Consider the following 25167-nt stretch of genomic DNA (forward strand, 5'->3'; position numbering starts at 1 on the left):
TAGTTTTAGTTTAGTTTACAAGTGGTTAATGCCGGGCAGGGAAACTTGCACGGCTTTTTTTAATAATCATCGGGCAGGTAATACCATGGTATATTTAAAAGCCCCTTTTTTAACTCAACCTCAATATGATCGCCTGTATTGTACTTATCATAGGTGCCTGCTGATACTTCTGTTTCTTTTTGTTCCTGACCCGGCGAAAATGGATTCAGGGTGAGGTAATAATGTTCCCTTTTATTAAAATTTTTGTGTTTATCGTAAACCGAGGTGTGTACCGCCTGTGGCGATGAATGATCAAACAGGCAATTCACCTGCACCACGCAGCCGAAGCCATATATGGCCGAAATGAGCAGCATGCCAATTGCCTGGCCCGCTTTTGGCATATCTTTATTGAAACCGGTGATATAGATGAGTACGGCAGTTGCCAGGCATATCACGATCGCCGGTAATAAAGCGTTATGGAAATCATAGATATTATAACCTAATGAACCGGTTAAACATAAAACAAAAGCTGGTGTAAACAATCCCAATGCTGTAAATGAATACACGCTGCGCCTTGTGCTGGAAATGAATTTAATTAATCCCTTATTCATCGCCATGATCAAAATACCTAACAATGGATAAACGATGAGGAAAATAACAACGCCTGGCTTCCTGTCAAACGGAATGCACATCAACCCAACAAACATGCCTGTCGCCATATAACTCCAGCCTATCCATTTGGATTGGGTAATGCTGGCTTCGCGTTCCGCTCTGGTTGCGCCAAGCCGGCCATCATTTAAAAGCCGGTACTGCTCTTCTGCCAGGTCGCTGGCGTCAAGGTCTTTAAAGTTTTGCTGGAACCACTTTTTTAAATCTGCTCCATCAATAAAATCTGAATAATTATTGATAGTGATTTTAGGCCCCGTTGGCGAAACAGATTCAATTACGATGGTTTTAGGACCTATGCGGCAACCTTTAATATCGGCGGTAGCCAATTCTTTAGTTTGCAGTACGTTTGTTGCTATTACACTTTCTGTGGATATAGTTACCTTTTTCCTGAGTTGGCCACCAAGCAATACTGCGAGAAAAACAAAGCAGGCAGCTACCGGTAAAACTATGGGTGCGTCGCTGCGATGCCGAAAGCATAATGATAAAAAGATGATGGCTATGATGGTTAAAATTGCAGCGAAAATGACGTAAACTGTTTGCTTTCCACTGGATAAGGTGTATTCTACTTCCATTATAAATAATTGTGACGCTTAAAAATATACATTAAATCCCTTATTTTGCAGCTTTTAAATTAGTATGATGAAAACGTTACGTTCAATTACCTGCCTGTTTATATTAGTTTTAGCCGCTAACCTTTCTTTCGGGCAAAATAAAATGGTTGTTTATCAAACGGATTTTGGCTTGAAGGATGGCGCCGTATCCGAAATGAAGGGTGTAGCGATGGAAGTTTCGCCGGATTTGAAATTATTCGACCTTACCCATGAAATTCCCGCATTCAATGACTGGGAGGCTGCTTACCGCCTTGAACAAACCGTGAAATATTGGCCGTCAGGTACTGTATTTGTATCGGTGGTTGATCCCGGCGTGGGTACGTCCCGTAAATCGGTGGTTTTAAAAACCAAATCAGGTCATTTTATTGTTACCCCTGATAATGGCACCCTAACCCTTATCGCTAAATCATTAGGTATCGCTGAACTAAGGGAAATAGATGAATCGGTAAACCGCAGAAAAGGCTCTGAAAAATCAAATACCTTTCACGGCCGCGACGTTTATAGTTATACCGGCGCCCGCCTGGCAGCCGGGGTAATTACTTTTGAGCAGGTGGGCCCGGTACTTCCGCCAACTGTAGTAAGCATTCCATTCCAGGAAGCGGCGCTTGAAGGTAAAACAATTAAAGGTAATATCCCCGCGCTGGATGTGCAGTACGGCAACATATGGACCAATATCCCCGATACCCTTTTTAATCAGTTAAAACCCAAATATGGCGATATGGTACATGTGGTGGTATCTTATAAGGGCCAGGAAAAATATACCGGCGATATGCCATATACCAATACTTTTGGCGCCGTTGCCCAAGGCAAACCATTGGCGTATATCAACAGCCTTTTTCAGGTTTCGTTCGCCTTAAACATGGGCGATTTTGCCAAAGCTTATCACCTGGCCAGCGGCGCCGACTGGAGCGTAGCCGTAAGTTTACGTTAACGTACCCCATTATTTTTTTAACTTGAGGATATTAGTTTTTGAGCCGTCAACTTTTTCACCGACACTTTGTTGCCACTTACCGACATGTTTAAATATGCCGCCAGTTTTTGTTTGGGATACATATAATGTTACCTTAGTTTTGGATAAGATTTAATATAGGATAATAATGGATAACGATATAAAATATACCAACAATCCCCGCAATGGCAAAGCCCTGGTGGGGGTTATTCTGCTTATGGTTGGGGCTATTCTGCTGCTTCAGCAATACATCATACCAGGCTGGGTTAAACTTTGGCCCCTGTGGTTAATTGGCTGGGGTGTTTTTACAGGCGCCAAAAGCAATTTTCAAAAAAATTCATTTTTTGTGTTAGTGGGTTTGGGTGTTGTGTTTTTATTTACCGAAAACATCCATAACGCCGGAGGTTTTATCTGGCCGCTGGGGATCATCTCGTTTGGGTTATGGATGATATTAAGGCGCCGTAATACCTATGATAAAGATTACTGGAAAAAACACTATAGCTATAAATGGGACCCTTCCGCTTCGGCAAGTGCCGTGGGCGGCACGCCTCCTGTTGAAGAAGTGAACTATACCGAGGTTCCTCCAAAAGAGACCTATTCGGGCTATGCACACGCCGGTGATGATTACCTGGATGCGGTATCCGTTTTTGGCGGGGTTAAAAAAACCATTCTTTCAAAGGATTTTAAGGGCGGCGAGATCGTTAATATTTTTGGCGGGGCCGAGCTGGATTTTACCCAGGCGGATATCAACGGCCGGGTGATCATTGATATCACCCAGATCTTTGGCGGAACGAAGATCATCGTCCCTTCGCATTGGCAGGTAGTGTCAGACCTTGCCGCGGTTTTTGCTTCGGTAGATGATAAAAGGATGAAAACTACTGCGTCGCCCAATAGCGAAAAAGTACTGGTACTTAAAGGTGTTTCCATATTTGCGGGAGTAGATGTAAGGAGTTTCTGAGGGGAGTCCGAAAGTCGGGAAAGTCGGAAAAGTCCGAAAGAAAAAATCAGGGAGTTAAGAAGTTAAACAGTCTAATTCATTTTCAAGATCCCACAAATGAGTTTTAAGTTTGAAAAACTAATTGTTTGGCAAAAGGCAGTAGAACTTGCAGCTGATGTACATGACCTGACACGGGCGTTTCCTAAAGAGGAGCTGTTTATTTTAACAGCGCAAATAAAAAGGGCAGCAGATTCAGTTTCATTAAATATTGCAGAGGGTTCAACGGGTCAGTCGAATGCTGAATTTAATAAGTTCCTAGGGTATGCATTACGTTCGAATATTGAAGTTGTAGGTTGTTTATTTCTGGCACAAAAGCGAAACATGATCGAGCCAGATGATTTTACAAAATTATATCATCAATGCGAAGAGATTTTAGCGATGTTAAATGCTCTGCGCAAAACGCTTAAAGAAAAAATTAAACCGTTTTTCCTGTCTTTCGGACTTTTCCGACTTTCCGGACTTTCGGACTAAAAAAAACACTTAAAGAGAAAAATTAAACCGTTTTTCCTGTCTTTCGGACTTTTCCGACTTTCCGGACTTTCGGACAAAAAAAAACACTCAAAGAGAAAAATTAAACCGTTTTTCCTGTCTTTCGGACTTTTCCGACTTTCCGGACTTTCGGACTAAAAAAAACACTTAAAGAGAAAAATTAAACCGTTTTTCCTGTCTTTCGGACTTTTCCGACTTTCCGGACTTTCGGACTAAAAACCATGACAATAACATACAGTAATACAAAGCTATACGGGACGTTTGCAGCGTGCGGGCTCATTTGGGCCCTGGGGCAAACATACTATATCCATAGTTTTGGGTTTTTATGGTTTATTGCCGTTACCGATGGTTTAGTGAATACCATACTGCTTTCCGCCGCTTGCTGGCTCATCAACAATAACCTGCGTTATTACCAGCCGGGCAAAGGCAGTTACATCAATATTTTAATTTGGTGTGCCGCGTTGGCTACAGTTTGCACCCTGGGTTGCCGCTGGCTGCTGCCCTTGTTAACCACCGGCGATGCCTTTATCCAGTTTTTAATCAATTCTGTTTACATGCGCGGTTTTATCGACTTTTTGGCGATAGGCTGGATGGCCATGATCAGTATTATTTATTACTCGCAGATCGATCAGAAAGAAAACGAAAAGCGCAAGGCCGAAGCTGAAAAGCTGGCCCGTGATGCCGAACTATATAATTTAAGGCAGCAGTTGCAGCCCCACTTCCTGTTTAATAGTTTAAATTCTATCAACGCGCTTATTGGTTTTAAACCCGATGAAGCCCGTCGCATGATCCACCAGCTTTCGGATTTTTTACGCGGTACTTTAAAAAAGGACGATCAACTGCAGGTGCCCCTGGCTGATGAACTGACGCATTTAAACCTGTATCTTGATATTGAAAAAGTACGTTTTGGCCACCGCCTGCAAACGGAGATCAGTTGTGACGAAAGCAGCAGCGCCGCCCTGTTACCTTCGCTGCTATTACAGCCTATTGTTGAAAACGCCATCAAATTCGGCTTGTACGATACAACCGGCGATGTAGTGGTAAGCATCAGGGCCGAAATGGAGGGCAACTTTTTGATCCTGATGGTGCAAAATCCTTATGATCCGCAAACCTCCAGGCCCAAACAAGGTACGGGTTTTGGCTTAAGAGGGGTACAGCGCAGGTTATATTTGTTATTTGCACGAAATGATTTGATTGAAACTCACGCAAATGATAATATATTTACAACCATTATTAAAGTACCGCAGTTGTAATATATGAAACGCGCATTAATTATTGACGATGAGCCTTTGGCCAGGATGGTGGTTAGGGAGTATTTGCAGGATTTTAGCCAGATAGAAGTGATCCAGGAATGTGGCGATGGCTTTGAGGGCCTTAAGGCTATTCAACAGTACCAGCCCGACCTGATCTTCCTTGACGTGCAGATGCCCAAGATCAACGGCTTTGAAATGCTGGAACTGGTAGAGCAGCAGCCAGCCGTAATTTTTACCACTGCCTTTGATGAATATGCCATCAAAGCCTTCGAGGCCCACGCGGTTGATTATCTTTTAAAACCTTTTAATAAAGACCGCTTTAACAAAGCGATTGAAAAATACCTGGCCCAGGCGCCAAATGCCCCTTCGCCTAAAAAGACAGAGGAGATACTGGAAGCCGCCAATTCGCCGGCACAGCATGAGCGGATTGTGGTAAAAACAGGCACCAAGGTGAAGATCATCCCCGTTCAGGACGTACAATACCTTGCGGCTGATGACGACTACGTTAGCGTTTACACCGCCGAGGGTTCTTTCCTGAAAAATAAAACCATGAACTTTTTTGAGCAAACGCTCGACCCACGGTATTTTGTACGCGTACATCGTTCGTACATGATCGCTATCCAGCAGATCACCCGGATCGATCCTTACGAAAAAGACGCCCACCTGGCCATCCTTAAATCAGGCGCCAAAATACCGGTGAGCAAAACCGGCTATGTGAAACTGAAGCAGGTGCTGGGTATATAGTTTGATTTCGCCTGCCTGCCGCAGGCAGGGAATTCGGAATTTCGGTTTCGGAATTAAAATTGGAGGATTAAAAATTAGATTTTCCATGGGTGTCATCCTGAGGCTCTCGAAGGATGTGCACAAAGGCCTTGCCGACCAATGCTTCGACAAGCTCAGCATGACAGCCGTGTTTTTACCCTGGGAAAAACTTGCCTTTTCTTTTAATGCAATAAAGTTGCATTAAATAAGTTTAGACAAATAATACTAACCTAAAATTATTTGTCGTATGTCTAAACTTATCCTCGGGGTGCTGCTGTCGCTATTTTTATTTAACCCCAAAAATAACCTGCCGGATAGTAAACTGGCCAAAGATGTTCGCATAAAAATATGGCCCAAACTGCAAAGCGAATTAGGCGATAAAGGCCTCGATATCAAGTCGGATTTATACCTCAGGATCTTTAAAGATGAAACTGTAATGGAGATCTGGATAAAGTCGGGCCGCGAATACCAGTTTTTTAAAAGCTACAACATTTGCTATTTCTCGGGCGGCCTGGGCACCAAAACCCGATCGGGAGACGGAAAGAGCCCGGAAGGGTTTTATGCCATTACGCCCGGTCAGTTGTACCCGTTGAGTACTTATTACCTGGCCATCAATATCGGTTACCCCAACAAGCTCGAAAAATTAAAAGGCTATACCGGCGATGCCATTATGATACACGGGCACTGTGCCTCCATCGGCTGTTACGCCATGACGAACGATGGCATAGAAGAAATTTACACGCTGGTTTATAAAAACTTTGAAGCCGGCCGGCAAAAAATACAGCTGGATATATTCCCCTTCAGGATGAACCCTGAGCATTTAAAAAAATATGCTGCCAGTTCATATTTGCCCTTTTGGAAAAGCATGAAACCGGGGTACGACCTGTTTGAGAAAAATCATATTCCGGCGGTTGCTGCAATTAAAAATCAGCACTACATCTTTAACCATTAATACATTGAATACATTATTGTCCGGATTGTACAATCAAGTATCCGGTATAAGCCAAAAAATGTACAGAAAAATAGTCACCGTGTATGGTTGTCTTTTATTCCTATTAAATTAAGCTAATATTAGCGCTGCTGGCATATACTTTGCAAAAGTTGCTGTATAGCATCACTCCTTAGTTGATGATGAATGCAACAAATTGTTTAATTTAATTTACCCTACATCATGAAAAACCTATTTAAAACTTTAGCCTTTTCCGCTGCATTATTCACGGCAAAAGCAAGTACGGCGCAACTGATAAATGTGGGCGCTCAAACAGCTACAAAAATTGTAACTCATGCGGTAATACCAACGGTAACATCCGCCGCAACTACTCAAAATATAGTAAACAAAGCTGTTAACGTCGCCGGGAATGTGACCAGTCAGGTAAGTAATCAAACACAAACTGCTGTGCAGGCTGCGCAAAACCAGGCGGCTAACATAAGCGGCTCGGTTAGCAACCAAACCCAGGCGGCGGTACAGGCCAGCCAGAGCCAGGCAGCAGCTATTAGTACAAATACCACGGCTGCCAATGGCAATGCGGACAATGCAGCTATAAGCGGTTCATCCTCAACCAAAGGAACTTTAACCGCCGGCAAAAGCAATATAAGTGTTACCGGTTCAAAAGCAACATCAGGGGCTTTAACAGTAAACTCAAATGTTAAAAAGAGCACTGCAAGCACAGCCGCTAATGTAACAGCACACGAAAAGAGCGCTATCAGCATAAGTGCAAAAAAAGCGAATGCTGCAGCAAGCAAATCGGTTTCGGCAACAATAACTAATTCTGAAAAAGCCTCGGCCGCTGTAACCGCCACCAGCAAGAAAACTGCTCTTAAAGCAGGTTCGGCTATAAGCAGCACTAAAAAGAGTGTTACCCGCAAAAAAATCAATATAAGCAGCAATGCCTCTGTAAGCAGCGTTGCAAAAGCCACGGCTTCAAAAGGTAAAATAACTGAAAACTCCAAAACTTCTGCTTCTTCGGCGACCATTGTTAGTACCGGCAAAAAGCAAGTTGGTGTAAAAACAGCAACTTCTGGTACCGAAAGCGGTTCTGCTTCAAAAATGTAATAGCTTAAAAATATAACGAGAATCAGAAGGGCCGTTCGGGGCCTTTCTGATTTTTTAACCTTATACTAAAAAAACTGAACATGTACCGCCCCAGGCTAATTGCCATACCATTAATCTTATTGTTTTTATCATTTAGGGCCTACGGGCAGCAGGTGAAAGCTGATACCAGCGTGAATAAGCAGGCCCCTAAAACCCTGTTTGTGAATGCAGGTTTGCAATACCTCTCGCAATTAACGTATGCCGGCCGTAGGGCTGCTTCGAGTGTTCCGGTTTTGCTGCCAACTTTTACATTGATATCCACCAAAGGCTTTTTTGTTGCAGGGATAGGCTATTTCGACCTAAATGGTTCCAAAAGCGCGGCCGAGGGCTTAAGTATTACGCCTGGTTATGTTTTTTCGTTTGATAAAAAGAAGGAGTTTGGCGGCGTAATTTCGGCAACCAAGTATTTCATCACCAATAACAGCCCGATTATTCTTTCATCATTTGATGCCACTATTGACGGGCAATTACATTATAACCCCGATAATATTGTTAAGCTAACCGTTGATGGCAGTTATCGTTTCAGCAAAAGCGGCCCCAATGATGTTATTAACGATGCTGAATTATCCAAAGAGATCCAGGTTACTAAAAATGGCAATAATAAAGACGGCTTAAAAGTTACCCCCACTGTAACCCTTTACAGCGGGACGCAATCGTTTTACAAAACTGTAGATAGCACCCTGAGCAATTCATCGGTATTAAAAAATATCCTTTCGCCTGGACAAACCACTACCACGCAAAGCAAACAGGTAACGCAATATACGATATTGGCATTAAGCGGTTCGCTACAGTTGGCCTATGTGATTAAAAGCTGGCAGATCAATTTTACACCTTATTTAATTCAACCCTATCACCAGGTTAATTATGCCAATAATACGCCGCAAAACGGCAGCTATTTTTTATTTACAACGGGCGTAAGTGTGACGTTTTAGGGTTGGGGGGAGTCCGAAAGTCGGGAAAGACCGAAAGTCCGGAAGAAAAAGCGACCTGGGAAAAACATTCCAACCTTTCAACATTACAACTTTACAACAACTCCCTATCATCCTGTCGTAAAAATCCGTTTAAACAATTAAAGCTATCCGCTTACTTTACATCTTTGCAGAAAAAAACATCATGTCACATCTGTTTTCTCCTATAAAAATAAAAAATATAGAATTTAAAAACCGCATTGTGGTTTCGCCCATGTGCGAATACTCCAGCGAAGATGGTTTCGCTAACGACTGGCACCTGGTACATTTAGGAAGCCGGGCAGTAGGTGGGGCTGCTTTGGTGCTCACAGAAGCAATTGCTGTTTCTCCTGAAGCGCGGATCTCGTATGGCGATCTGGGTATTTATAAAGATGAACACATCGCCAAATTAAAACAGATCACGGAGTTTATCCACCAGCAGGGCGCTTATGCGGGTACGCAGCTGGCCCATGCCGGCCGCAAAGCTAGTCATGATTTGCCATGGAATGGTGGTAAACAGATCCCTTCAGACGAGCCAAACGGCTGGAAATCGGCAGCACCAAGCGCTGTGCCCTTTATTGCCGGAGAGGAAGCGCCAATTGCGCTGGATAAAGCCGGTATTGAAAAAGTAAAAGCTGATTTTAAAGCAGCTGCTTTGCGTACACTGCAAGCCGGTTTTGATGTGATCGAGATCCATGCGGCGCACGGTTATTTGATCAACGAGTTTTTGTCGCCGCTTACCAACCATCGTACAGATGAATATGGCGGCTCCTTTGAAAACCGCATCCGGTTGCTGCTCGAGATTATCGAAAGCATCAGGGAAGTTTGGCCCGCTGAAAACCCACTATTTGTCCGCATTTCGTCAACCGACTGGACCGAAGGCGGCTGGACAGCTGATGATTCGGCAGCTTTGGCCAGCATATTGATCGGTAAAGGGATCGACCTGGTCGATTGCTCATCAGGCGGTAACGTTGCTACCGCAAAGATTCCATTGAAACCAGGTTACCAGGTTGAATTTGCCGAAAAAGTAAAAAAAGAAAGCGGGATCTTAACCGGGGCGGTGGGTTTGATCACCGAAGCGGCGCAGGCGGATGCCATCATCAGCGAAGGACAGGCCGATATGGTTTTCCTTGCCCGCGAATTATTGCGCGACCCTTATTTCCCGTTGCGCGCCGCGCATTTGCTGGGCCAGGAAGTAAAATGGCCTGATCAGTATTTAAGAGCGAAATGGCATTGAAAAATTTGTAATTTTGGACGTTGTAGAGACGCGATGCATTGCGTCTCTACGTTTGCTTACCCTTGTACATGAAAAAATATCTCTCGTTAGTTACTTTCTCCCATACCATTTTCGCCATGCCGTTTGCTTTTATTGGCTTTTTTTTGGCGGTAACCACTACCAACGCCCATTTTGAGTGGTTAAAACTGGTGATGATGGTTATGTGTATGATTTTTGCACGTAACTCGGCCATGGCCTTTAATCGCTACCTCGATAGGGATATCGATTCAAAAAACCCGCGTACCAAACAACGGGATATCCCCGCGGGGCGTATAAGTGCCGTTGCTGCACTAACTTTTACCATTATTAATTGCCTGATGTTTGTTGTAGTAACGGCATTCATCAACAGGTTATGTTTATATTTATCGCCGGTAGCGCTGCTGGTAGTATTGGGCTATAGCGCTACCAAACGGTTTACCGCACTTTGCCATTTGGTATTAGGTTTGGGTTTATCCCTGGCGCCCATTGGGGCCTACCTGGTGGTAACCGGTGCATTCGCTTTAACACCGCTGTTTTTTTCCTTCGCGGTATTATGCTGGGTAAGCGGTTTTGATATTATTTATGCCCTGCAGGATGAAGATTTCGATCGCACCGAAAACCTGCATTCCATCCCTGCGTATCTGGGTAAAGTAAATGCTTTGAGGTTATCTACCTTTTTGCATATCCTTTCAGCATTTTTTGTGGCGATGCCTGTATTTTACACCCATGTAGGTGTGTTGTATTATGCAGGGATCATGTTTTTCTGCGCCATGCTTATTTATCAGCATATGCTGGTAAAACCCAATGATTTGAGCCGTGTTAATTTCGCCTTCATGACCACCAATGGCATAGCCAGCGTTGTTTTTGCCAGTATGTTTTTGCTTGACAGGATTTTAATTACGCACGGAATTCTTTAATTTCGTTCATATGGAAACCGGCGAAGCGTTAGTTGTTTTTAGAAAAGGCATCAGTAAATTCATTGAATTTAACGAGGCGGAATGGGATATGGTGAGCCGGCATCTCGATTTTAAAAAGTTAAAGAAAAAGGGATATTTTGCGGAGCCGGGGATAGTATGCAGCGAGATTGGCTTTGTGTTAACCGGGTCTGTACGCTATTTTAATATCAAGGATGGTGAAGAGATCACCGGGTATTTTAGTTTCGAAAACGAACTCGTTAGCTCGTACCGGAGTTTTTTAACACGCCAGCCCAGTTTAAATTACGTACAGGCGCTTGAAGATACCGAATTGGTGATCATTACCTATAAAAGCATGCAAGCTATGCTGGCAAACCCCGCGCTGGCTTACAAAATGGAACGCTTTGGCCGGCTGGTGGCTGAATATTACCTCATTTGCTACGAGGAACGCATGTCATCCTTTATTACCAAAACCCCCGAAGAGCGCTACCTCGATTTGCTCAATACCGGCCGCGATATCATACAGCGGATGCCCCAACACTATATTGCCCATTTTTTAGGCATTACGCCTGTTTCGCTTTCGCGGATACGGAGAAGGATAATGAAAGCAGCGTAGTCTGAATCAGAATTTTCAGAATTTGAAAATTTTCAGAATCGTGATTTGTTATTTAACTTACTCATTCTGCTAATTCTATAATTCTGAAAATTCTGATTCAGACAAATTCTTATCTTTTGTTAACGTTTTGAGCGAGAGGCCTGATATACCTTTGACTAAATCAAAAACGATAAAACAATGCATACTATATTAGGGGCCGGCGGGGCAGTAGCAAACGCACTCACCCGCGAATTAAGCAACAACAACGAAACCATCCGGCTGGTAAGCCGCAAACCAATGGCCAATACCGCCAAAAACATTACCTGGCAAAAAGCCGACCTGCTAAACTATGCCGAAGTGCTGGACGCTGCGAAAGGGTCGACAGTAATTTACATAACAGCCGGTTTGGTTTATGATAAAGACATCTGGCAGGCGCAGTGGCCCATCGTTATGCAAAACGCTATTAACGCAGCCAAAGAAACAGGGGCGACGCTGATATTTTTTGATAACGTTTACATGTATGGCCTGGTTGATGGCCCCATGACCGAAGATACACCCTATAACCCCTGCAGCTTAAAAGGCGAGGTACGCGCAAAAATAGCCACCCAATTAATGGATGAGGCTAAAGCCGGCAATATTAAAGCAAGCATTGCCCGTGCCGCTGATTTTTATGGCACCGATAATAAGAACAGCTTTTTAGATATGATGGTGCTTGATAATTATGCCAAAGGGGCAAAAGCACAATGGCTGGGCAAACTGGATAAACTGCACAACTTTAGTTACATCCCCGATATGGGAAAAGGCGTTTACCTGCTTGGGCAAAAGCCGGAAAGTGATAACCAGATCTGGCACATGCCCACCGCCAAACCTTTAACCGGCAAACAATTTATTGATATGGCAGCTAAAATTTACGGGGTTGAACCAAAGGTATTTGCCATCAATAAGTTTTTCCTTTGGAGCTACGGCTTGTTTAATAAGGTGGTAGCCGGCACCGTTGAAATGTATTACCAGTACAACCACGATTATATTTTCGATTCATCCAAATTCGAAACGACATTTAATATTAAGCCAACAAGTTATGAGGATGGGATTAAGTTGATGTCGGAGACGGTGTATAAGAAGGTTTAGCCTGGGACCTGAATTATAACAGCCGGTCATCCCAAAAATAATCTTCCGTTCGTACAAGGGAAACTTTATCTTTAAAATCAGGGTGAAATGCGTTAATGACGTAATTGTATTCTTTGGGAATAACTGCTGAAGGAACCTTTAAAATAAGTGACTTTTTACTCATATACCATTCGCTTCCAATTTGTTGAAGTTTTGGATAAGAAGCCATTGTTCGCCAGGAGTGAGGTAATTCTGATTGCAAAATATGAGTAAATAAACTTTCTTCATCTGCGATAGAAATTATCATTACTTTATATTTGAAAGCCGGAGAAATTGAATTTTCATTAACAATAAGTTCCAGTGAAGAAAGAGATCTGGAGCTTCCGGTATAAATTGCAAATTGATCATCAATGTTCCACCTGTGTGCCCTGCCGGAAGCTATTAGTTCATTAGAGAAAGCTGCTTTAGTAATTTTAAATACTTCCATTTTTACTAAGCATTATCACCATACTCTATACCGGTTAATCTATCGTCAATAAATTTTATCCCGCTATGGGTATCCATAAACTCGATAGGCGCCTTTTTGTCGAAAAAAAAGTTTTCTTTTTCGAGCCAGTTTACAAAGCTTTCCTGGGAGCCAAATACTTCGATACCATGTTTTATTAAAGATAATGCCATTACGGCATGTTCCTTTATGCGGGCTTTTATAATGCTATTTGGTTTTTTATATGACCGGAAAGTTTTTACGCTGATATCTAACCAATCGGATATTTTTTCATCGTTAAATAAAGTCAGGTCCTTTAGCGCTTGCAAATGCTGGGGGCCAACTTTTCCGGTTTTTATCATACCCAGCGTAATGTTGGTATCAACACGCGAGGGGATATTTTTTAAAAGTGTAGCTTGTGCAACTGTCATAAAACAAATTTAGGTAAAATTGCCGTAATAAACAAGGTATTTTTACCTTTTTTATTTGTTGTTTTTGTAAAAAAACCAAGGTGAGTTTATTGGTATTATTATAAAACGTTTAACTTTAACCAATTACTTCTCCCGCCATTGGAGAGTAGATTATACATTAGTAAACACGCCATTAATATTTGCTTTAATGTGCATAGATAGAAATGAGTACTATTGGTCAATAACTATGGCCGACTATAGTCCATATGATAAAGAGATTTTGGAATTTAGTCGGCTAACTCAAATGCAGCGCATTCTTCCTGGACTTGACTTTACATGCCATGGAAAAATTATTACTTGTTCAAACAGTGGAAATACTTGTCAGTTTTGGGTATATCAGATGCATGACGAGTATTATTACATTAATTGCTGTATAGGTTATTATAGATGTGACCAACTTGACGGATTAACGGAATTTCTAAAAAATGAAATCCTGCCTCGTTGGTGACGTTATTAAATAAATTCTTCAATTTATTTAACAAATATTCTTTGCTTATTCATCTGCACATCCGCACATTTGCACATACGCACATCAAAACACCATGATCCACAAAAAAACAAGAACATATATCCCGGCAACCCTTGAGATTAAATGGGAAAACCTGGAACCATTGTATAAAGAATTAACCGAACGCCCGATAAATTCTGTTGCAGAACTTGAAAAATGGCTGCACGACCGTAGTGAACTGGAGGCTGCCCTGGAAGAAGACTTTGCATGGCGCTATATCCGCATGACCTGTGATACCACCAATGAAGAATTGCTGCAAAACTTCCAATACTTTGCTACCGAGATTGAGCCGAAAATAGCGCCTTATGGCAACGAGCTGAATAAAAAGCTGGTAGGCAGCAAATGGGTAGATAAGCTGGATAATAAAAAATATTTTATCTACCTGCGGGGCGTAAAAAAAGCGCTGGAGCTATTCAGGGAAGAAAATATTCCGCTACAAACTGAAATACAGGTTGAACAACAAAAATACCAGGGCATAACAGGTTCAATGTCGGTACACATTGACGATAAAGAGTATACACTGGAGCAGGCATCGGTATTTTTAAAAGGTACCGACCGCAGTAAAAGGCAGGAGGTTTGGGAGAAGATAACCGCCCGCCGCCTGCAGGATAAAGACCAGCTGGACGAGCTGTTTGATCATTTGCGCGCCCTGCGTCATAAAGTTGCTGTAAATGCGGAGTTTGAAAATTTCAGGGATTATATGTTCCAGGCATTGGGGCGTTTTGATTATACCCCGCAGGATTGCTACGCTTTTCATGAAGCGATAGAAAAAGAGATAGTGCCTATACTGCGCGAACAAGCTAAAAAGCGCAAAGCAGCGCTTGACCTGGGTACCCTTAAGCCATGGGATATGGATGTGGATGTATCCGGAAAACCTGCTTTAAAGCCGTTTAATAATGGCAATGAGCTGATCGAAAAATCTATCCAGTGTTTCAGTAATATCAATCGCTATCTGGGCGAAAGGCTGGAGATAATGAAGGATAATAACCTGTTTGATGTAGAGAGCCGCAAAGGCAAAGCACCGGGCGGTTATAACTATCCGCTGTCGGAAACCGGTGCGCCCTTTATCTTTATGAACTCGGCCAATACCTTCCGCGACCTCACTACGATGGTGCATGAAGGCGGCCACGCGGTGCATACCTTTTTAACCGCGGACCTGGAGCTGAATGATTTTAAACACTGTCCGAGCGAGGTGGCCGAACTGGCTTCGATGTCGATGGAGTTGATCTCGATGGATAACTGGGATGTTTATTTTGATAATGAAGAAGATTTAAAACGCGCCAAACGCGACCAATTGTTTGATGTACTGAAGACATTACCCTGGGTGGCCGTGGTTGACCAGTTTCAGCACTGGATCTATACCAACCCGAATCATACCGATGAAGACCGCAGAACGGCCTGGATAGAGATCTATGAGCCCTTTGGCGCCGGCTTTGTGGATTGGAGCGACTATCCCGATGCCGAAGCCAACCTATGGCAAAAACAGCTGCATATTTTTGAAGTGCCATTTTACTATATCGAATACGGCATGGCCCAGTTGGGCGCCATAGCAGTTTGGAAAAACTATAAAGAAAACCCCGAAAAAGGCCTGCACCAGTACCTGGAAGCTTTAAAACTGGGCTACACTAAAACTATTAAAGAGATTTACGAAACAGCGGGGATCAAATTTGATTTCAGCGCGGCTTATGTGAAGGAACTGGCGGAGTTTGTGAAGGGGGAAATGGATAAATTGTAAAAAATAAAGACTTACGATGATTTCAAAACTTCATAAGTCTGACAGAATTATCATATGAAAACTTTTCATACAAGTTTAATAAAGAAAATAAGCCGGATTAACCGGCTTATTCTCTTTGCTATTATGGGGATATTTACCCTTTGTTTTAGTAATAATGCTATGGCACAACATAAAAATCAAATGGTGAGGTTGGCAAAAATCCAGGTTGATCCGGCCCAACTGGATAGCTATAATTCTGCCCTGAAGCAGCAAATGGAAACAGCAATAAGGCTGGAGCCCGGCGTTTTAACCTATTATGCCGTTGCCGATAAAAAGGATCCTGCACACATCACTATTCTTGAAATATATGCCGATACGGCAGCTTATAAAGCGCATATCGAAACCATACATTTTAAAAAGTATAAGCAAACGGTTGAGCATATGGTTAAGTCATTGGAGCTTGTTGATGTTGATCTAATTGCAGCAGCGCGTCAGCCGGGAACTTAACTTTTTTACGCTATGGTTGCAAAAAGTAAAATAATCCACATTTTTAAAGTGGTTTGTAATCCATTGAAATAAAGCTAAATAAGTCACAATAGTATCATATCATACGCATAATAAACTCAAAGATTCAAACCAAATGGATTTTAAAGAGTTTAATATAGTATGAAAAAGATAATTTTAAGTATTACCCTGTTGATGTCTGCCATGGCAGGGTATTGCCAGCTTATCAAACCGGTTAAGCTGGATAGCCTGGTGACTATTTCATTACCTCCCGGATATCAAACAAAAGATACCTTAAATGAGCACATCTTTACCGCTAACGGGATGTACGGTTATATGATCGCCTTTCGCGAAGCGAACGCTAAAAACAATACGCCTCTGAAAACCCAAGGCGACCTTAATAAAGTGATGAAAACTTATATTAAGGGGATACAGGCGCAGCAGCCTGGCAGCAGTGCCCAATATGTGCGGGATACCACTATTGGTACTTTAAAAGCCAAAACGTTTACGTTAAAAAGTGATGACGGCAACGGCGTGATTACCTGCAGGAACTTTGTTTTAATATACACCAAAGACGTTACTTATACCATTGAATATGTGTACCCGGGTGAACGTACCGATGTTGTAAAACCAGAGTATAAAGCATTTATAGCCTCCATAAAGCTATCGCCCGAACTGCAGCGTAACGACCAATACCTGTCAAACGCAACGGGGATGTCATCCACCACAAAAATTGAAGTTTTTGGCGGTGCGGGTCTTGTTGTGCTGATAATATTAGTGCTGATTGCTGTTAAAAACAAAAAGAAAGAACCTGCTTTAGGGTAGTTTTTTTAAGTCTGAAGTCTTGAGTCATGGGTCTGAAGTCATGTAGTAGTGACTTTAGACTTCAGACTTCAGACTTCGGACTCAACAATCCCCTGTTCCAGGCGGGGGAGTTGATAAATTTACGGCTATCGATCCACCTGATCCAGCATATGGCCAGGAATACCCCCATGACAGATCCGGCCATCACGTCTTCAAAAAAATGTTCGCTCAGGTACATGCGCGAGAAACCCACCATTACCCCATAAAACACCAGCAGGTAAGCCCAGTTTTTATTTTTTGCCAGGTAGGTAACCAATACGCCGGTAGCAAACGCGGTTAGGGTATGGCCCGACGGAAAACTGTTATGGCTTAATATATCAACGCCTTTTACAAAATGCAGCTTACTTAGCTGGTCCTTAAAATACAATTTGGGGCGTGGCGCATCAAAACAAAATTTTGCGATCTGCACGGCTAATGAGGTGAGCAAAAAAGTAGTCAGCATTAAAAAAGCGATCCGGTAATTGTATAATGCCAGCACGCCGGCTATAATAACAATGGTCCAGCCGTTGCCCAGGTTGGTTATATAGGGTTCAATGGTATCAAGAAAATCGGTGTGCCGGGTATTTACCGCAAAATAGATATCATCTTTGCTATAAAGCAATTTGACAACAAAACAGCCGCATAACAGGACCAGGTAGAGGACAAAAAACGGCTTGATTCGTTGTAAAACATCTTTTATGCTTATATTCATCGTGCAAAATAAGCATATCCTTATTCACTGCAAAAAAATGGTTATGTTTACCCTTGCTGATTAAATTATCAAATTAATGTCGAAAAGTATTTTCCGTAAAAAATCCATTACCAAAATATTAGCTGATTGTGCCAGTGGTTTCAGCGATGCCGAACATTCAGGCGGTTCGTCCCTCAAAAAAGAACTTAACGTAAAAGACCTTACCCTGATGGGTATAGCAGCTGTAGTTGGTGCGGGAATTTTCTCGACAATCGGGTTAGCCTCTTTTAACGGCGGCCCGGGCGTAACCATACTATTTGTTTTAACAGCCATTACCTGCGGGTTTTCGGCGCTTTGTTATGCTGAGTTTGCATCGCGGATCCCGGTTGCGGGCAGCGCTTATACCTATGCCTATGCTTCTTTTGGTGAATTGATCGCGTGGATCATTGGGTGGGATTTGTTAATGGAATATGCCATCGGTAACATCGCGGTAGCGGTATCATGGAGTACTTATTTTGTTAACCTGCTGGAAGGGTTTCATATCCACGTACCGCTATATCTCACGATGGATTATTATTCCGCGTTTACCGCGCATGAGCAGGTGCTGGAGTTTACCAAAAACCATAACCTGGCAGCAATTACGGATACGATAAAAGAAGCCAATATCGCCTGGAACACGGCCCCGGGCTTTGGCGGGTTAAAGCTAATCGCCAATATTCCGGCGCTCGCTATCGTGGTCGGCATTACTTACCTGGTTTACATCGGCATCCGCGAAACAAAAAAGGCCACTAATGCCATGGTGATTTTGAAGATCGCCATTGTAATAGCCGTTATCGCCATAGGCTTTTTTTACGTTACCCCGGCCAACTGGCACCCTTTTATGCCAAACGGTTTTGGCGGTGTGATGAAAGGCGTTTCGGGCGTGTTCTTTGCTTATATCGGTTTTGATGCCATATCAACCACAGCCGAAGAATGCCGCGACCCGCAGCGCGATTTGCCAAGGGGAATGATCTATTCTTTGATTATCTGTACCGTACTTTATATCCTGATAGCATTGGTGTTAACCGGGATGGTGAGCTATAAAAATCTTGCTGTAGGCGATCCGCTTGCTTATGTATTTAACCAGGTGCATTTAACCAAGATCAGCGGTATCATTTCATTTAGCGCGGTTATTGCTACCGCCAGCGTGTTACTCATCTTTCAATTAGGGCAGCCGCGGATCTGGATGAGCATGAGCCGCGATGGGTTATTGCCAAAGATATTTTCAAAAATTCACCCCAAATTTCATACACCATCCTTTGCTACAATTGTAACGGGTTTTGTGGTAGGCGTACCCGCATTATTTTTAAACCTGACCATAGTTACCGACCTAACCAGTATAGGCACCCTGTTTGCTTTTGTTTTGGTTTGCGGCGGCGTATTGTTGTTGCCGCGCGAAGCGGCAAAGGCGGGGCGTTTTCATTTACCCTATATCAATTCCAAATGGATAGTGCCGGCGCTATTTATTCTATGCGCCTATTTTTTCAGGAACGGGATCATAGGGCTTTTTGACGGAACTCATAACAAAGATGATCTTCCGTTTTTTCTGTTCATCGGGCTTTCGGCGGTTTTAACGGTGCTTGCGTTTGTTAAAAATCTTTCCTTAATACCTGTACTGGGTTTATTAAGCTGTTTTTATTTGATGACTGAGCTGGGATATACCAACTGGGTGCGCTTTTTGGTATGGCTGGTTATCGGGCTGGATATTTACATCAGCTACGGGTACGAACATAGCTTATTGGGAGAGAAAATTGCGCCATGGCACAAGCAGGCGAAAAAGATAAGTATGATAGGCGCCATTCTGGCTATTTTTGTGGTGGTGGTTTTTGACCCCCAGGAGAGCGTAACCATGGATGTTATTTATGGCTTGCTGGGCTTCGCACTTGGTTACCTCGTTGTTTATTCGGGTGCCGCTTTGTTGTTTTCGGTTTTTCAAAAAGAAAAAGCTGAATAAAAAAAGGATTTGACATTTTAACTGTTTTTTAGGCGCTTGAGAAGCTAACTACCTTAAACGGTATTGTTCTGTTTAAATTTTTAAGACATAAACGCTTATGAAATTAACTGATATCATCGGCTATTTGGCTGCATTTGGAACCACTATATCGTTTTTGCCACAGGCTGTCAAAACTATTCAGACAAAAAATACAGAAGGTATTTCTTTAGCTATGTATGCCATATTTACTTTGGGTACGCTTCTTTGGCTTATCTATGGGATAATGTCTGCCAGCTGGCCTGTAGCCGCGGCAAACGCCGTCACATTTATTTTTGCGAGCACTATTTTGATTTATAAGGTGAGGTATAAGTGATGCTGGAATGTTTGAATGTTGAAAGGTTGTAATGTTGTGGTGCACTTTTAAGGAATGTTTCCTTAAAGCTAAAAACGCCGGACAACACAATTAATATGATAATATACAAAAGGTAATGTGAAAATGTACAAAAACCTTGCAACTTTCCAACGTTACAACTTTTCAACAACCCTCCTACAGCTGCATGGCAAATGAAATGCCCGGCGCACCATCCTGGTAGGTTGGCATAACCATGGCTTTTCTTCCCTGTTTATCAGTATGGGTGAGGGCATTACGAATGTAAGGGTAGATAAGGTAAGCTGCTTTGGTTGATAAAATACCGAAACCCGCGCCTGCTACTACATCGCTAAACCAATGGTCGCGGTTGGCCATCCTGAAGACCCCGGTAGTAACCGCGAAAGTATAACCGACGATGGAGTAAACGACTGACTTATCGGAGTATTCCTGTGCCAGGAACTCGGCGCCAAGAAAGGCCGCCCCTGTATGACCCGATGGAAACGAATAGTAATCTGTTTTATTAGGACGCAAACGGTGTGTGGCATGTTTTAAACTGAACTCAGTAAGGCCCAAAATCCCGCCCGATAATCCAAGTAAGGCTGTACGATCCACAAATCTGTTTTTGCCTTCAACCCCAACCAGGTTTAAGCCATAAACCATTACGATCGGTGCAAACAGGAAATAGCTTTCGGCTTTGGTGTTAAAATTTGGAGCCGTCCTTTGGATGTCGCCATGAATGTAATAGTCGAAATTGCGTACCGGGGTAACATAAAATGATAAAGCTCCGTATGCAATCAGCCCTATGGGTGGCAGTAAATACAAGGGATGTATCTGTAAGCGTTTTACTGTATCAGGCGCCGTAAATAAGTCTTTTTTAAGTGTATCGGCGAGTTTCTTTTTAGTAGTATCAACAGATTGCGCATTTACACCCAGTGTTAATACACAAAATATGGCTAGTAGAACGTTTTTCAAAGGATATGATTTTTTCAAGTCAACAACATTTTGCCCGTATTGTTTATGCTAAGTGAGCAAACTTTAACAATAACGTAATATTACTATAACAATCTGTTGCAATTCTGAATTAATTTGCCCGATGGATCTCAACCATATCCGGCGATGATAACATCAGCGGCACTTTTTCAACGGTAACAAAACTCAAATCGAGGCCAAAACCACGTTCTTCTGACAGGCTTACCTTTTTCAGATAAACATAAAAACCCATAATAAATCTTTCGAAGAGCGAAAGGTTATGCGACCGAGAAAGTACTTTTTCAATTACAACGAACCTGAAATCGCCAACAATTTTATGTTTATTTAACGACTTGTACCTGCTGGTTATATCCACTTCGCCTTTTTTAACAAGATCTTCTACCACACGCCTGAACAACAGGTTAATCTGCTGCTCAACCCTGAAGCCAAGTTTAAAATCAACCCTGATCAGTTTGTTAGGTACAAGAAATTGTACTTCGTATTCTTTTTTGTAAGGTTCGTCCACCACATCAACATGCACCAGCCAATAAACATCGGCGCGTTTGGGCTGCTTTTGCAGTATGGAATAAATGATCTTGGCCTCAATCTCCGAATCAAAATTCGCACTGGTTAAATATACCAGCTGCGACGCGTATTTCGGTACCGTTTCATCATCACTTAATTCCTTTAAAATACCGTAATAGTCCTCAATATTAATAAATTTAACATAACGGTTCCTTATTCTCCGGGCGGTATGCCACGACCACATGATGGTAAACAAAATAAAGCCAACAGACAGGGTAAACCAGCCACCATGTATAAATTTAACCAGGTTACCGGCTAAAAACGCGCCCTCAATAAACAGGTATACCGCTAAAAATACACTAACAATATACCGGGGTAATTTTTTTCGTCTCAGGAAGTTCGATACCAGGATAGTGGTCATCAGCATGGCTACGGTAATACTTAAACCGTAGGCTGCTTCCATATTGTCTGAATGTTTAAACAGCAGCACAACGCCTACACAGCCGGCGCACAGTAACCAGTTAACGCTGGGTACATAAAGCTGCCCTTTTTGCATGGTTGGGTAATTGATGCGCACTTTTGGCCATAAATTTAAACGAACAGCTTCTGCTATCAGCGTAAACGATCCCGTAATTAAGGCCTGGCTGGCAATAATAGTGGCTACGGTGGCTATACCGATACCATAAAGGAGGAACCAGGTGGGCATAATTTCATAAAACGGATTATGCAAATTAAGGTTCATCACTTTTCCGTTATGTTGTAACAGCCAAACCGCCTGGCCCAGGTAGTTAAGGATAAGGCTGCTTTTAACGTAGATCCAGCTGGTTTGGATGTTTTTGCGGCCGCAATGCCCAAGGTCCGAATATAAGGCCTCGGCACCTGTAGTACATAAAAAAACCGCTCCTAAAATAATAAAGGCATTGGGATTTGTACTCAATATTAAATAGGCATAATAAGGATTTAAGGCTCTTATTATTGATGGCATTTGTGCAATAAAAACAATACCCAATACCGCCATCATGGTAAACCAGATAAACATCATCGGGCCAAATGCTTTGCCTACCAATGAGGTGCCAAATTTCTGGATGACGAAAAGCCCCAGTAAAATACCGATTACGATGGGTACGGTACGTAAATGGGGATAATAGGCCTGTAAGCCTTCAATAGCTGCCGAAACCGAAATAGGCGGGGTAATAATACCATCGGCCAGTAATGCGCAGCCACCAATTACAGCAGGGATGATGAGCCACTTTGCGCGGCGGCGCACAAGGGAAAATAATGAGAATATGCCGCCTTCGCCTTTGTTATCGGCCCTTAGGGTGATAACAACATATTTTAACGTGGTTTGAAGGGTAAGTGTCCAGAAAATACAGGATACACCGCCAAGTATAAGGGTTTCATTTATTCGCTGGCTGCCTACTATAGCTTTGAAAACATATAACGGGGAGGTGCCGATGTCACCGTAGATTATTCCCAGGCTGATTAACAAGCCCGCGGCTGTTAATTTTTGAAGATCTTTATGATTAGACACTTTTTATTTAAAAATTCAAAAGTATTAAAAATGTGCCTAAATATCTTTAAAAAATAATTTTTGCGAATTTCATAAATTCATGTGTGCTAAAACCTTATTTTGTTAAAATTTGTTAAAATGATTTATATGTGCCCGTTTATTTAGATTGATGGTTTGTTTATTTATACTTTTGTAAATAATAATAAAATATGAGGCGAAAGTTTACTTTAAAAAATTCATGGATTGCAATATTTGCTGCGGCGATATTCATGAATTTTGCCTTTGCCGATAATGTTGCCTACTCGCAATCAGACACCACTTATGTGCATTTACTAAAACCAAAACAAACCAAAAGTGCGCTCCATTTGGTATTGCCCCCGCTAAAGCCGGCGATCATCTCTACACAAAAGGTAAATGTTTATAAATCAGACGATAAGCTTTTAAATAATGTACAGGTGTACCCCAACCCGGTAACAGACCAGATCAACCTCAAATACGATCTTTCCCGCTATTCTATCGTTACCATAAAAATTATGGATGTCTTGGGAAACGATATCATCACCATATTTAACCAAAGGCTTGAACCCGGCGAAAAAACATATTCCTATATGTTAAATAATAAGCTGAACAGGGGCTTTTATTTTGTAAGGATTTACGCCGGGACAGAATCTGTAATCAAGAGGATATCGGTGCTTTAGTCTGAACTAAGATTTTTCGTTAGTGATTTGTTTTAACGGAACTCAAGATGGCTTCGCCGTTCGTAGGATTTAAAGATTATAGGATTAAAAATTGAAGGATTAGAACCGGCGTTTTTGATAACCTGCATTTTCCGGATGCTTATAATTGTAAATTCTTTTGTGTTCCAGGCTTCTTCCCCCAAAGTTTATCAATAATCCAATAGGTAAATTGTATGCCTCCAAATAGTTCATCGCTTGCGCGAGGTGTAAATCATCTAAAGTTGAAACGGCCTTTAACTCAACCATTATTTTCTCGTCAACAAAAAAGTCGACTCTTCGTGTTCCAATGTTAATGCTGTCATAAAAAATGGACATTTCTATTTCATGGCCAAAACACAAACCCCGCTTTTCCATTTCAATTGCGAGCGCACGCTGATAAATAACCTCCTGAAAGCCATTGCCAAGTGTGGAGTGAACTTTCATTGCAGAGCCAATAATTTTGTGCGTTATGTCTTCGTATTGCATTGTCTAAACTGAGGTTCGTGGAATTAAAGGATTTTAAGATGCCTGAATGGGGGATAAATATATTCAAAAACAGATAGCGGTATCAAATAAATCTCAACCTTTCATAAAAAAATCCTACAATCATTTAATCCTACGAATCTTAGTTCAGACATAAAAATCATAGTTTTGCACTATGAAAATAATTGCTATTGGCCGTAACTATGCCGAACATGCCAAAGAGCTGAATAACCCGGTGCCTGGTGTGCCGGTGATATTTATGAAACCGGATACTGCCCTGTTGCGGGAGAATAAACCCTTTTATCATCCTGATTTTTCGGAAGATATTCATCACGAGATAGAGGTGGTGCTGAAGATCAGCAAAGAAGGTAAAAACATCAGCGAAAAATTTGCTCCCAATTATTTTGAGGAAATTGCATTAGGAGTTGATTTTACAGCCCGCGATATCCAGGCCCGCCATAAAGAAAAAGGTTTACCCTGGGAACTGGCCAAAAGTTTTGATAACTCGGCGCCCGTAAGCGTGTTTGTACCCAAATCAAAATTTGCTGATCTTAAAAACCTGAATTTCAGGCTCGATGTAAACGGGCAAACGCGGCAGCAGGGCAATACATCGTACATGCTTTTTTCATTTGAATATATCATCGCTTTCGTATCCAAATATTTCACCCTGAAAAAAGGCGACCTGATATTTACCGGTACGCCTGCCGGTGTTGCCAAAGTGAATATAGGCGACCGGCTGGAAGGTTACCTGGAAGATGAAAAAATGCTTGATTTTTACGTTAAGTAAGC

At 42.2% G+C, this 25167-nt stretch carries 26 protein-coding genes; 19 read left to right on the forward strand and 7 right to left on the reverse strand.

Annotation, left to right across the window (positions count from 1 at the left end; translation table 11 throughout):
• Window positions 1-59 precede the first annotated feature (59 nt).
• On the reverse strand, window positions 60-1220 hold the full coding sequence (locus tag MgSA37_RS05935; RefSeq protein WP_096350347.1) for a hypothetical protein: 1161 nt from the start codon (window positions 1218-1220) through the stop codon (window positions 60-62).
• A gap of 64 nt (window positions 1221-1284) precedes the next feature.
• On the opposite strand from MgSA37_RS05935, the gene MgSA37_RS05940 reads away from it, so the two are divergent.
• The 12 genes from MgSA37_RS05940 to MgSA37_RS05995 all read left to right on the forward strand — a co-directional run bounded on the left by MgSA37_RS05940 (window position 1285) and on the right by MgSA37_RS05995 (window position 12640).
• Window positions 1285-2190: an SAM hydrolase/SAM-dependent halogenase family protein gene (locus MgSA37_RS05940; RefSeq protein WP_096350349.1), complete on the forward strand. Its 906-nt coding sequence runs from the start codon at window positions 1285-1287 to the stop codon at window positions 2188-2190.
• 166 nt (window positions 2191-2356) lie between these two features.
• Window positions 2357-3166, forward strand: a complete 810-nt coding sequence (locus MgSA37_RS05945; RefSeq protein WP_096350351.1) for a LiaF transmembrane domain-containing protein — start codon at window positions 2357-2359, stop codon at window positions 3164-3166.
• A gap of 96 nt (window positions 3167-3262) precedes the next feature.
• Window positions 3263-3676 carry a four helix bundle protein gene (locus MgSA37_RS05950; protein ID WP_096350353.1) on the forward strand — a complete coding sequence of 138 codons (414 nt, stop codon included), beginning with the start codon at window positions 3263-3265 and terminating at the stop codon, window positions 3674-3676.
• 239 nt (window positions 3677-3915) lie between these two features.
• Window positions 3916-4947, forward strand: coding sequence for a sensor histidine kinase (locus tag MgSA37_RS05955; RefSeq protein WP_096350355.1), 1032 nt, complete (start codon window positions 3916-3918; stop codon window positions 4945-4947).
• A 3-nt stretch (window positions 4948-4950) separates the two neighbouring features.
• Window positions 4951-5691 carry a LytR/AlgR family response regulator transcription factor gene (locus tag MgSA37_RS05960; RefSeq protein ID WP_096350357.1) on the forward strand — a complete coding sequence of 247 codons (741 nt, stop codon included), beginning with the start codon at window positions 4951-4953 and terminating at the stop codon, window positions 5689-5691.
• Between the two features lie 265 nt (window positions 5692-5956).
• Window positions 5957-6661, forward strand: coding sequence for a L,D-transpeptidase family protein (locus MgSA37_RS05965; protein WP_096350359.1), 705 nt, complete (start codon window positions 5957-5959; stop codon window positions 6659-6661).
• Window positions 6662-6880: 219 nt separating this feature from the next.
• On the forward strand, window positions 6881-7762 hold the full coding sequence (locus tag MgSA37_RS05970; protein ID WP_096350361.1) for a hypothetical protein: 882 nt from the start codon (window positions 6881-6883) through the stop codon (window positions 7760-7762).
• A gap of 80 nt (window positions 7763-7842) precedes the next feature.
• Complete coding sequence (locus MgSA37_RS05975) at window positions 7843-8733, forward strand: hypothetical protein (protein ID WP_096350363.1); 891 nt, start codon at window positions 7843-7845, stop codon at window positions 8731-8733.
• 181 nt (window positions 8734-8914) lie between these two features.
• Complete coding sequence (locus tag MgSA37_RS05980) at window positions 8915-9985, forward strand: NADH:flavin oxidoreductase/NADH oxidase (protein ID WP_096350365.1); 1071 nt, start codon at window positions 8915-8917, stop codon at window positions 9983-9985.
• Between the two features lie 68 nt (window positions 9986-10053).
• Window positions 10054-10920 carry a UbiA-like polyprenyltransferase gene (locus tag MgSA37_RS05985; RefSeq protein ID WP_096350367.1) on the forward strand — a complete coding sequence of 289 codons (867 nt, stop codon included), beginning with the start codon at window positions 10054-10056 and terminating at the stop codon, window positions 10918-10920.
• Window positions 10921-10930: 10 nt separating this feature from the next.
• Window positions 10931-11533 carry a Crp/Fnr family transcriptional regulator gene (locus MgSA37_RS05990; RefSeq protein WP_096350369.1) on the forward strand — a complete coding sequence of 201 codons (603 nt, stop codon included), beginning with the start codon at window positions 10931-10933 and terminating at the stop codon, window positions 11531-11533.
• Between the two features lie 177 nt (window positions 11534-11710).
• Window positions 11711-12640, forward strand: coding sequence for an NAD-dependent epimerase/dehydratase family protein (locus MgSA37_RS05995; protein ID WP_096350371.1), 930 nt, complete (start codon window positions 11711-11713; stop codon window positions 12638-12640).
• Window positions 12641-12653: 13 nt separating this feature from the next.
• On the opposite strand, the gene MgSA37_RS06000 is transcribed toward MgSA37_RS05995, so the two are convergent.
• Complete coding sequence (locus MgSA37_RS06000) at window positions 12654-13106, reverse strand: RES family NAD+ phosphorylase (RefSeq protein ID WP_096350373.1); 453 nt, start codon at window positions 13104-13106, stop codon at window positions 12654-12656.
• Window positions 13107-13111: 5 nt separating this feature from the next.
• Window positions 13112-13534: an antitoxin Xre/MbcA/ParS toxin-binding domain-containing protein gene (locus MgSA37_RS06005; RefSeq protein ID WP_096350375.1), complete on the reverse strand. Its 423-nt coding sequence runs from the start codon at window positions 13532-13534 to the stop codon at window positions 13112-13114.
• Between the two features lie 581 nt (window positions 13535-14115).
• Here MgSA37_RS06005 and MgSA37_RS06010 point away from each other — a divergent pair.
• The 3 genes from MgSA37_RS06010 to MgSA37_RS06020 all read left to right on the forward strand — a co-directional run bounded on the left by MgSA37_RS06010 (window position 14116) and on the right by MgSA37_RS06020 (window position 17124).
• Window positions 14116-15816 (forward strand): M3 family oligoendopeptidase, encoded by a 1701-nt coding sequence (locus MgSA37_RS06010; RefSeq protein WP_096350378.1) that lies wholly within the window; start codon window positions 14116-14118, stop codon window positions 15814-15816.
• A gap of 159 nt (window positions 15817-15975) precedes the next feature.
• Window positions 15976-16302 (forward strand): putative quinol monooxygenase, encoded by a 327-nt coding sequence (locus tag MgSA37_RS06015; RefSeq protein WP_197706095.1) that lies wholly within the window; start codon window positions 15976-15978, stop codon window positions 16300-16302.
• A gap of 159 nt (window positions 16303-16461) precedes the next feature.
• Window positions 16462-17124, forward strand: coding sequence for a hypothetical protein (locus MgSA37_RS06020; protein ID WP_096350382.1), 663 nt, complete (start codon window positions 16462-16464; stop codon window positions 17122-17124).
• A gap of 61 nt (window positions 17125-17185) precedes the next feature.
• On the opposite strand, the gene MgSA37_RS06025 is transcribed toward MgSA37_RS06020, so the two are convergent.
• Window positions 17186-17854 carry a phosphatase PAP2 family protein gene (locus MgSA37_RS06025; protein WP_096350384.1) on the reverse strand — a complete coding sequence of 223 codons (669 nt, stop codon included), beginning with the start codon at window positions 17852-17854 and terminating at the stop codon, window positions 17186-17188.
• Between the two features lie 76 nt (window positions 17855-17930).
• Between MgSA37_RS06025 and MgSA37_RS06030 the strand changes: the two genes are divergently transcribed.
• Together MgSA37_RS06030 and MgSA37_RS06035 are read left to right on the forward strand one after the other, a co-directional pair.
• Entirely contained in the window at window positions 17931-19826 is a 1896-nt protein-coding gene (locus MgSA37_RS06030; protein ID WP_096350386.1) for an amino acid permease, read from the forward strand.
• Between the two features lie 97 nt (window positions 19827-19923).
• On the forward strand, window positions 19924-20178 hold the full coding sequence (locus MgSA37_RS06035; protein WP_096350388.1) for a SemiSWEET transporter: 255 nt from the start codon (window positions 19924-19926) through the stop codon (window positions 20176-20178).
• Between the two features lie 174 nt (window positions 20179-20352).
• Here the strand turns inward: MgSA37_RS06035 and MgSA37_RS06040 are convergent, their stop codons facing one another.
• Together MgSA37_RS06040 and MgSA37_RS06045 are read right to left on the reverse strand one after the other, a co-directional pair.
• Entirely contained in the window at window positions 20353-21147 is a 795-nt protein-coding gene (locus tag MgSA37_RS06040) for a phosphatase PAP2 family protein (protein ID WP_157750467.1), read from the reverse strand.
• Window positions 21148-21256: 109 nt separating this feature from the next.
• Window positions 21257-23200: a KUP/HAK/KT family potassium transporter gene (locus MgSA37_RS06045; protein ID WP_096350392.1), complete on the reverse strand. Its 1944-nt coding sequence runs from the start codon at window positions 23198-23200 to the stop codon at window positions 21257-21259.
• Window positions 23201-23388: 188 nt separating this feature from the next.
• Between MgSA37_RS06045 and MgSA37_RS06050 the strand changes: the two genes are divergently transcribed.
• Window positions 23389-23877, forward strand: a complete 489-nt coding sequence (locus MgSA37_RS06050) for a T9SS type A sorting domain-containing protein (protein ID WP_096350393.1) — start codon at window positions 23389-23391, stop codon at window positions 23875-23877.
• Window positions 23878-23976: 99 nt separating this feature from the next.
• Here MgSA37_RS06050 and MgSA37_RS06055 read toward each other — a convergent pair whose 3' ends face one another.
• Window positions 23977-24381 carry a GxxExxY protein gene (locus MgSA37_RS06055; RefSeq protein ID WP_096350395.1) on the reverse strand — a complete coding sequence of 135 codons (405 nt, stop codon included), beginning with the start codon at window positions 24379-24381 and terminating at the stop codon, window positions 23977-23979.
• Window positions 24382-24553: 172 nt separating this feature from the next.
• Here MgSA37_RS06055 and MgSA37_RS06060 point away from each other — a divergent pair, with 172 nt between their 5' ends.
• Window positions 24554-25165 (forward strand): fumarylacetoacetate hydrolase family protein, encoded by a 612-nt coding sequence (locus tag MgSA37_RS06060; RefSeq protein ID WP_096350397.1) that lies wholly within the window; start codon window positions 24554-24556, stop codon window positions 25163-25165.
• The last annotated feature ends 2 nt before the right edge of the window (window positions 25166-25167 follow it).

It is taken from the genome of Mucilaginibacter gotjawali (genome assembly GCF_002355435.1).
Taxonomy (GTDB): Bacteria; Bacteroidota; Bacteroidia; order Sphingobacteriales; family Sphingobacteriaceae; genus Mucilaginibacter; species Mucilaginibacter gotjawali.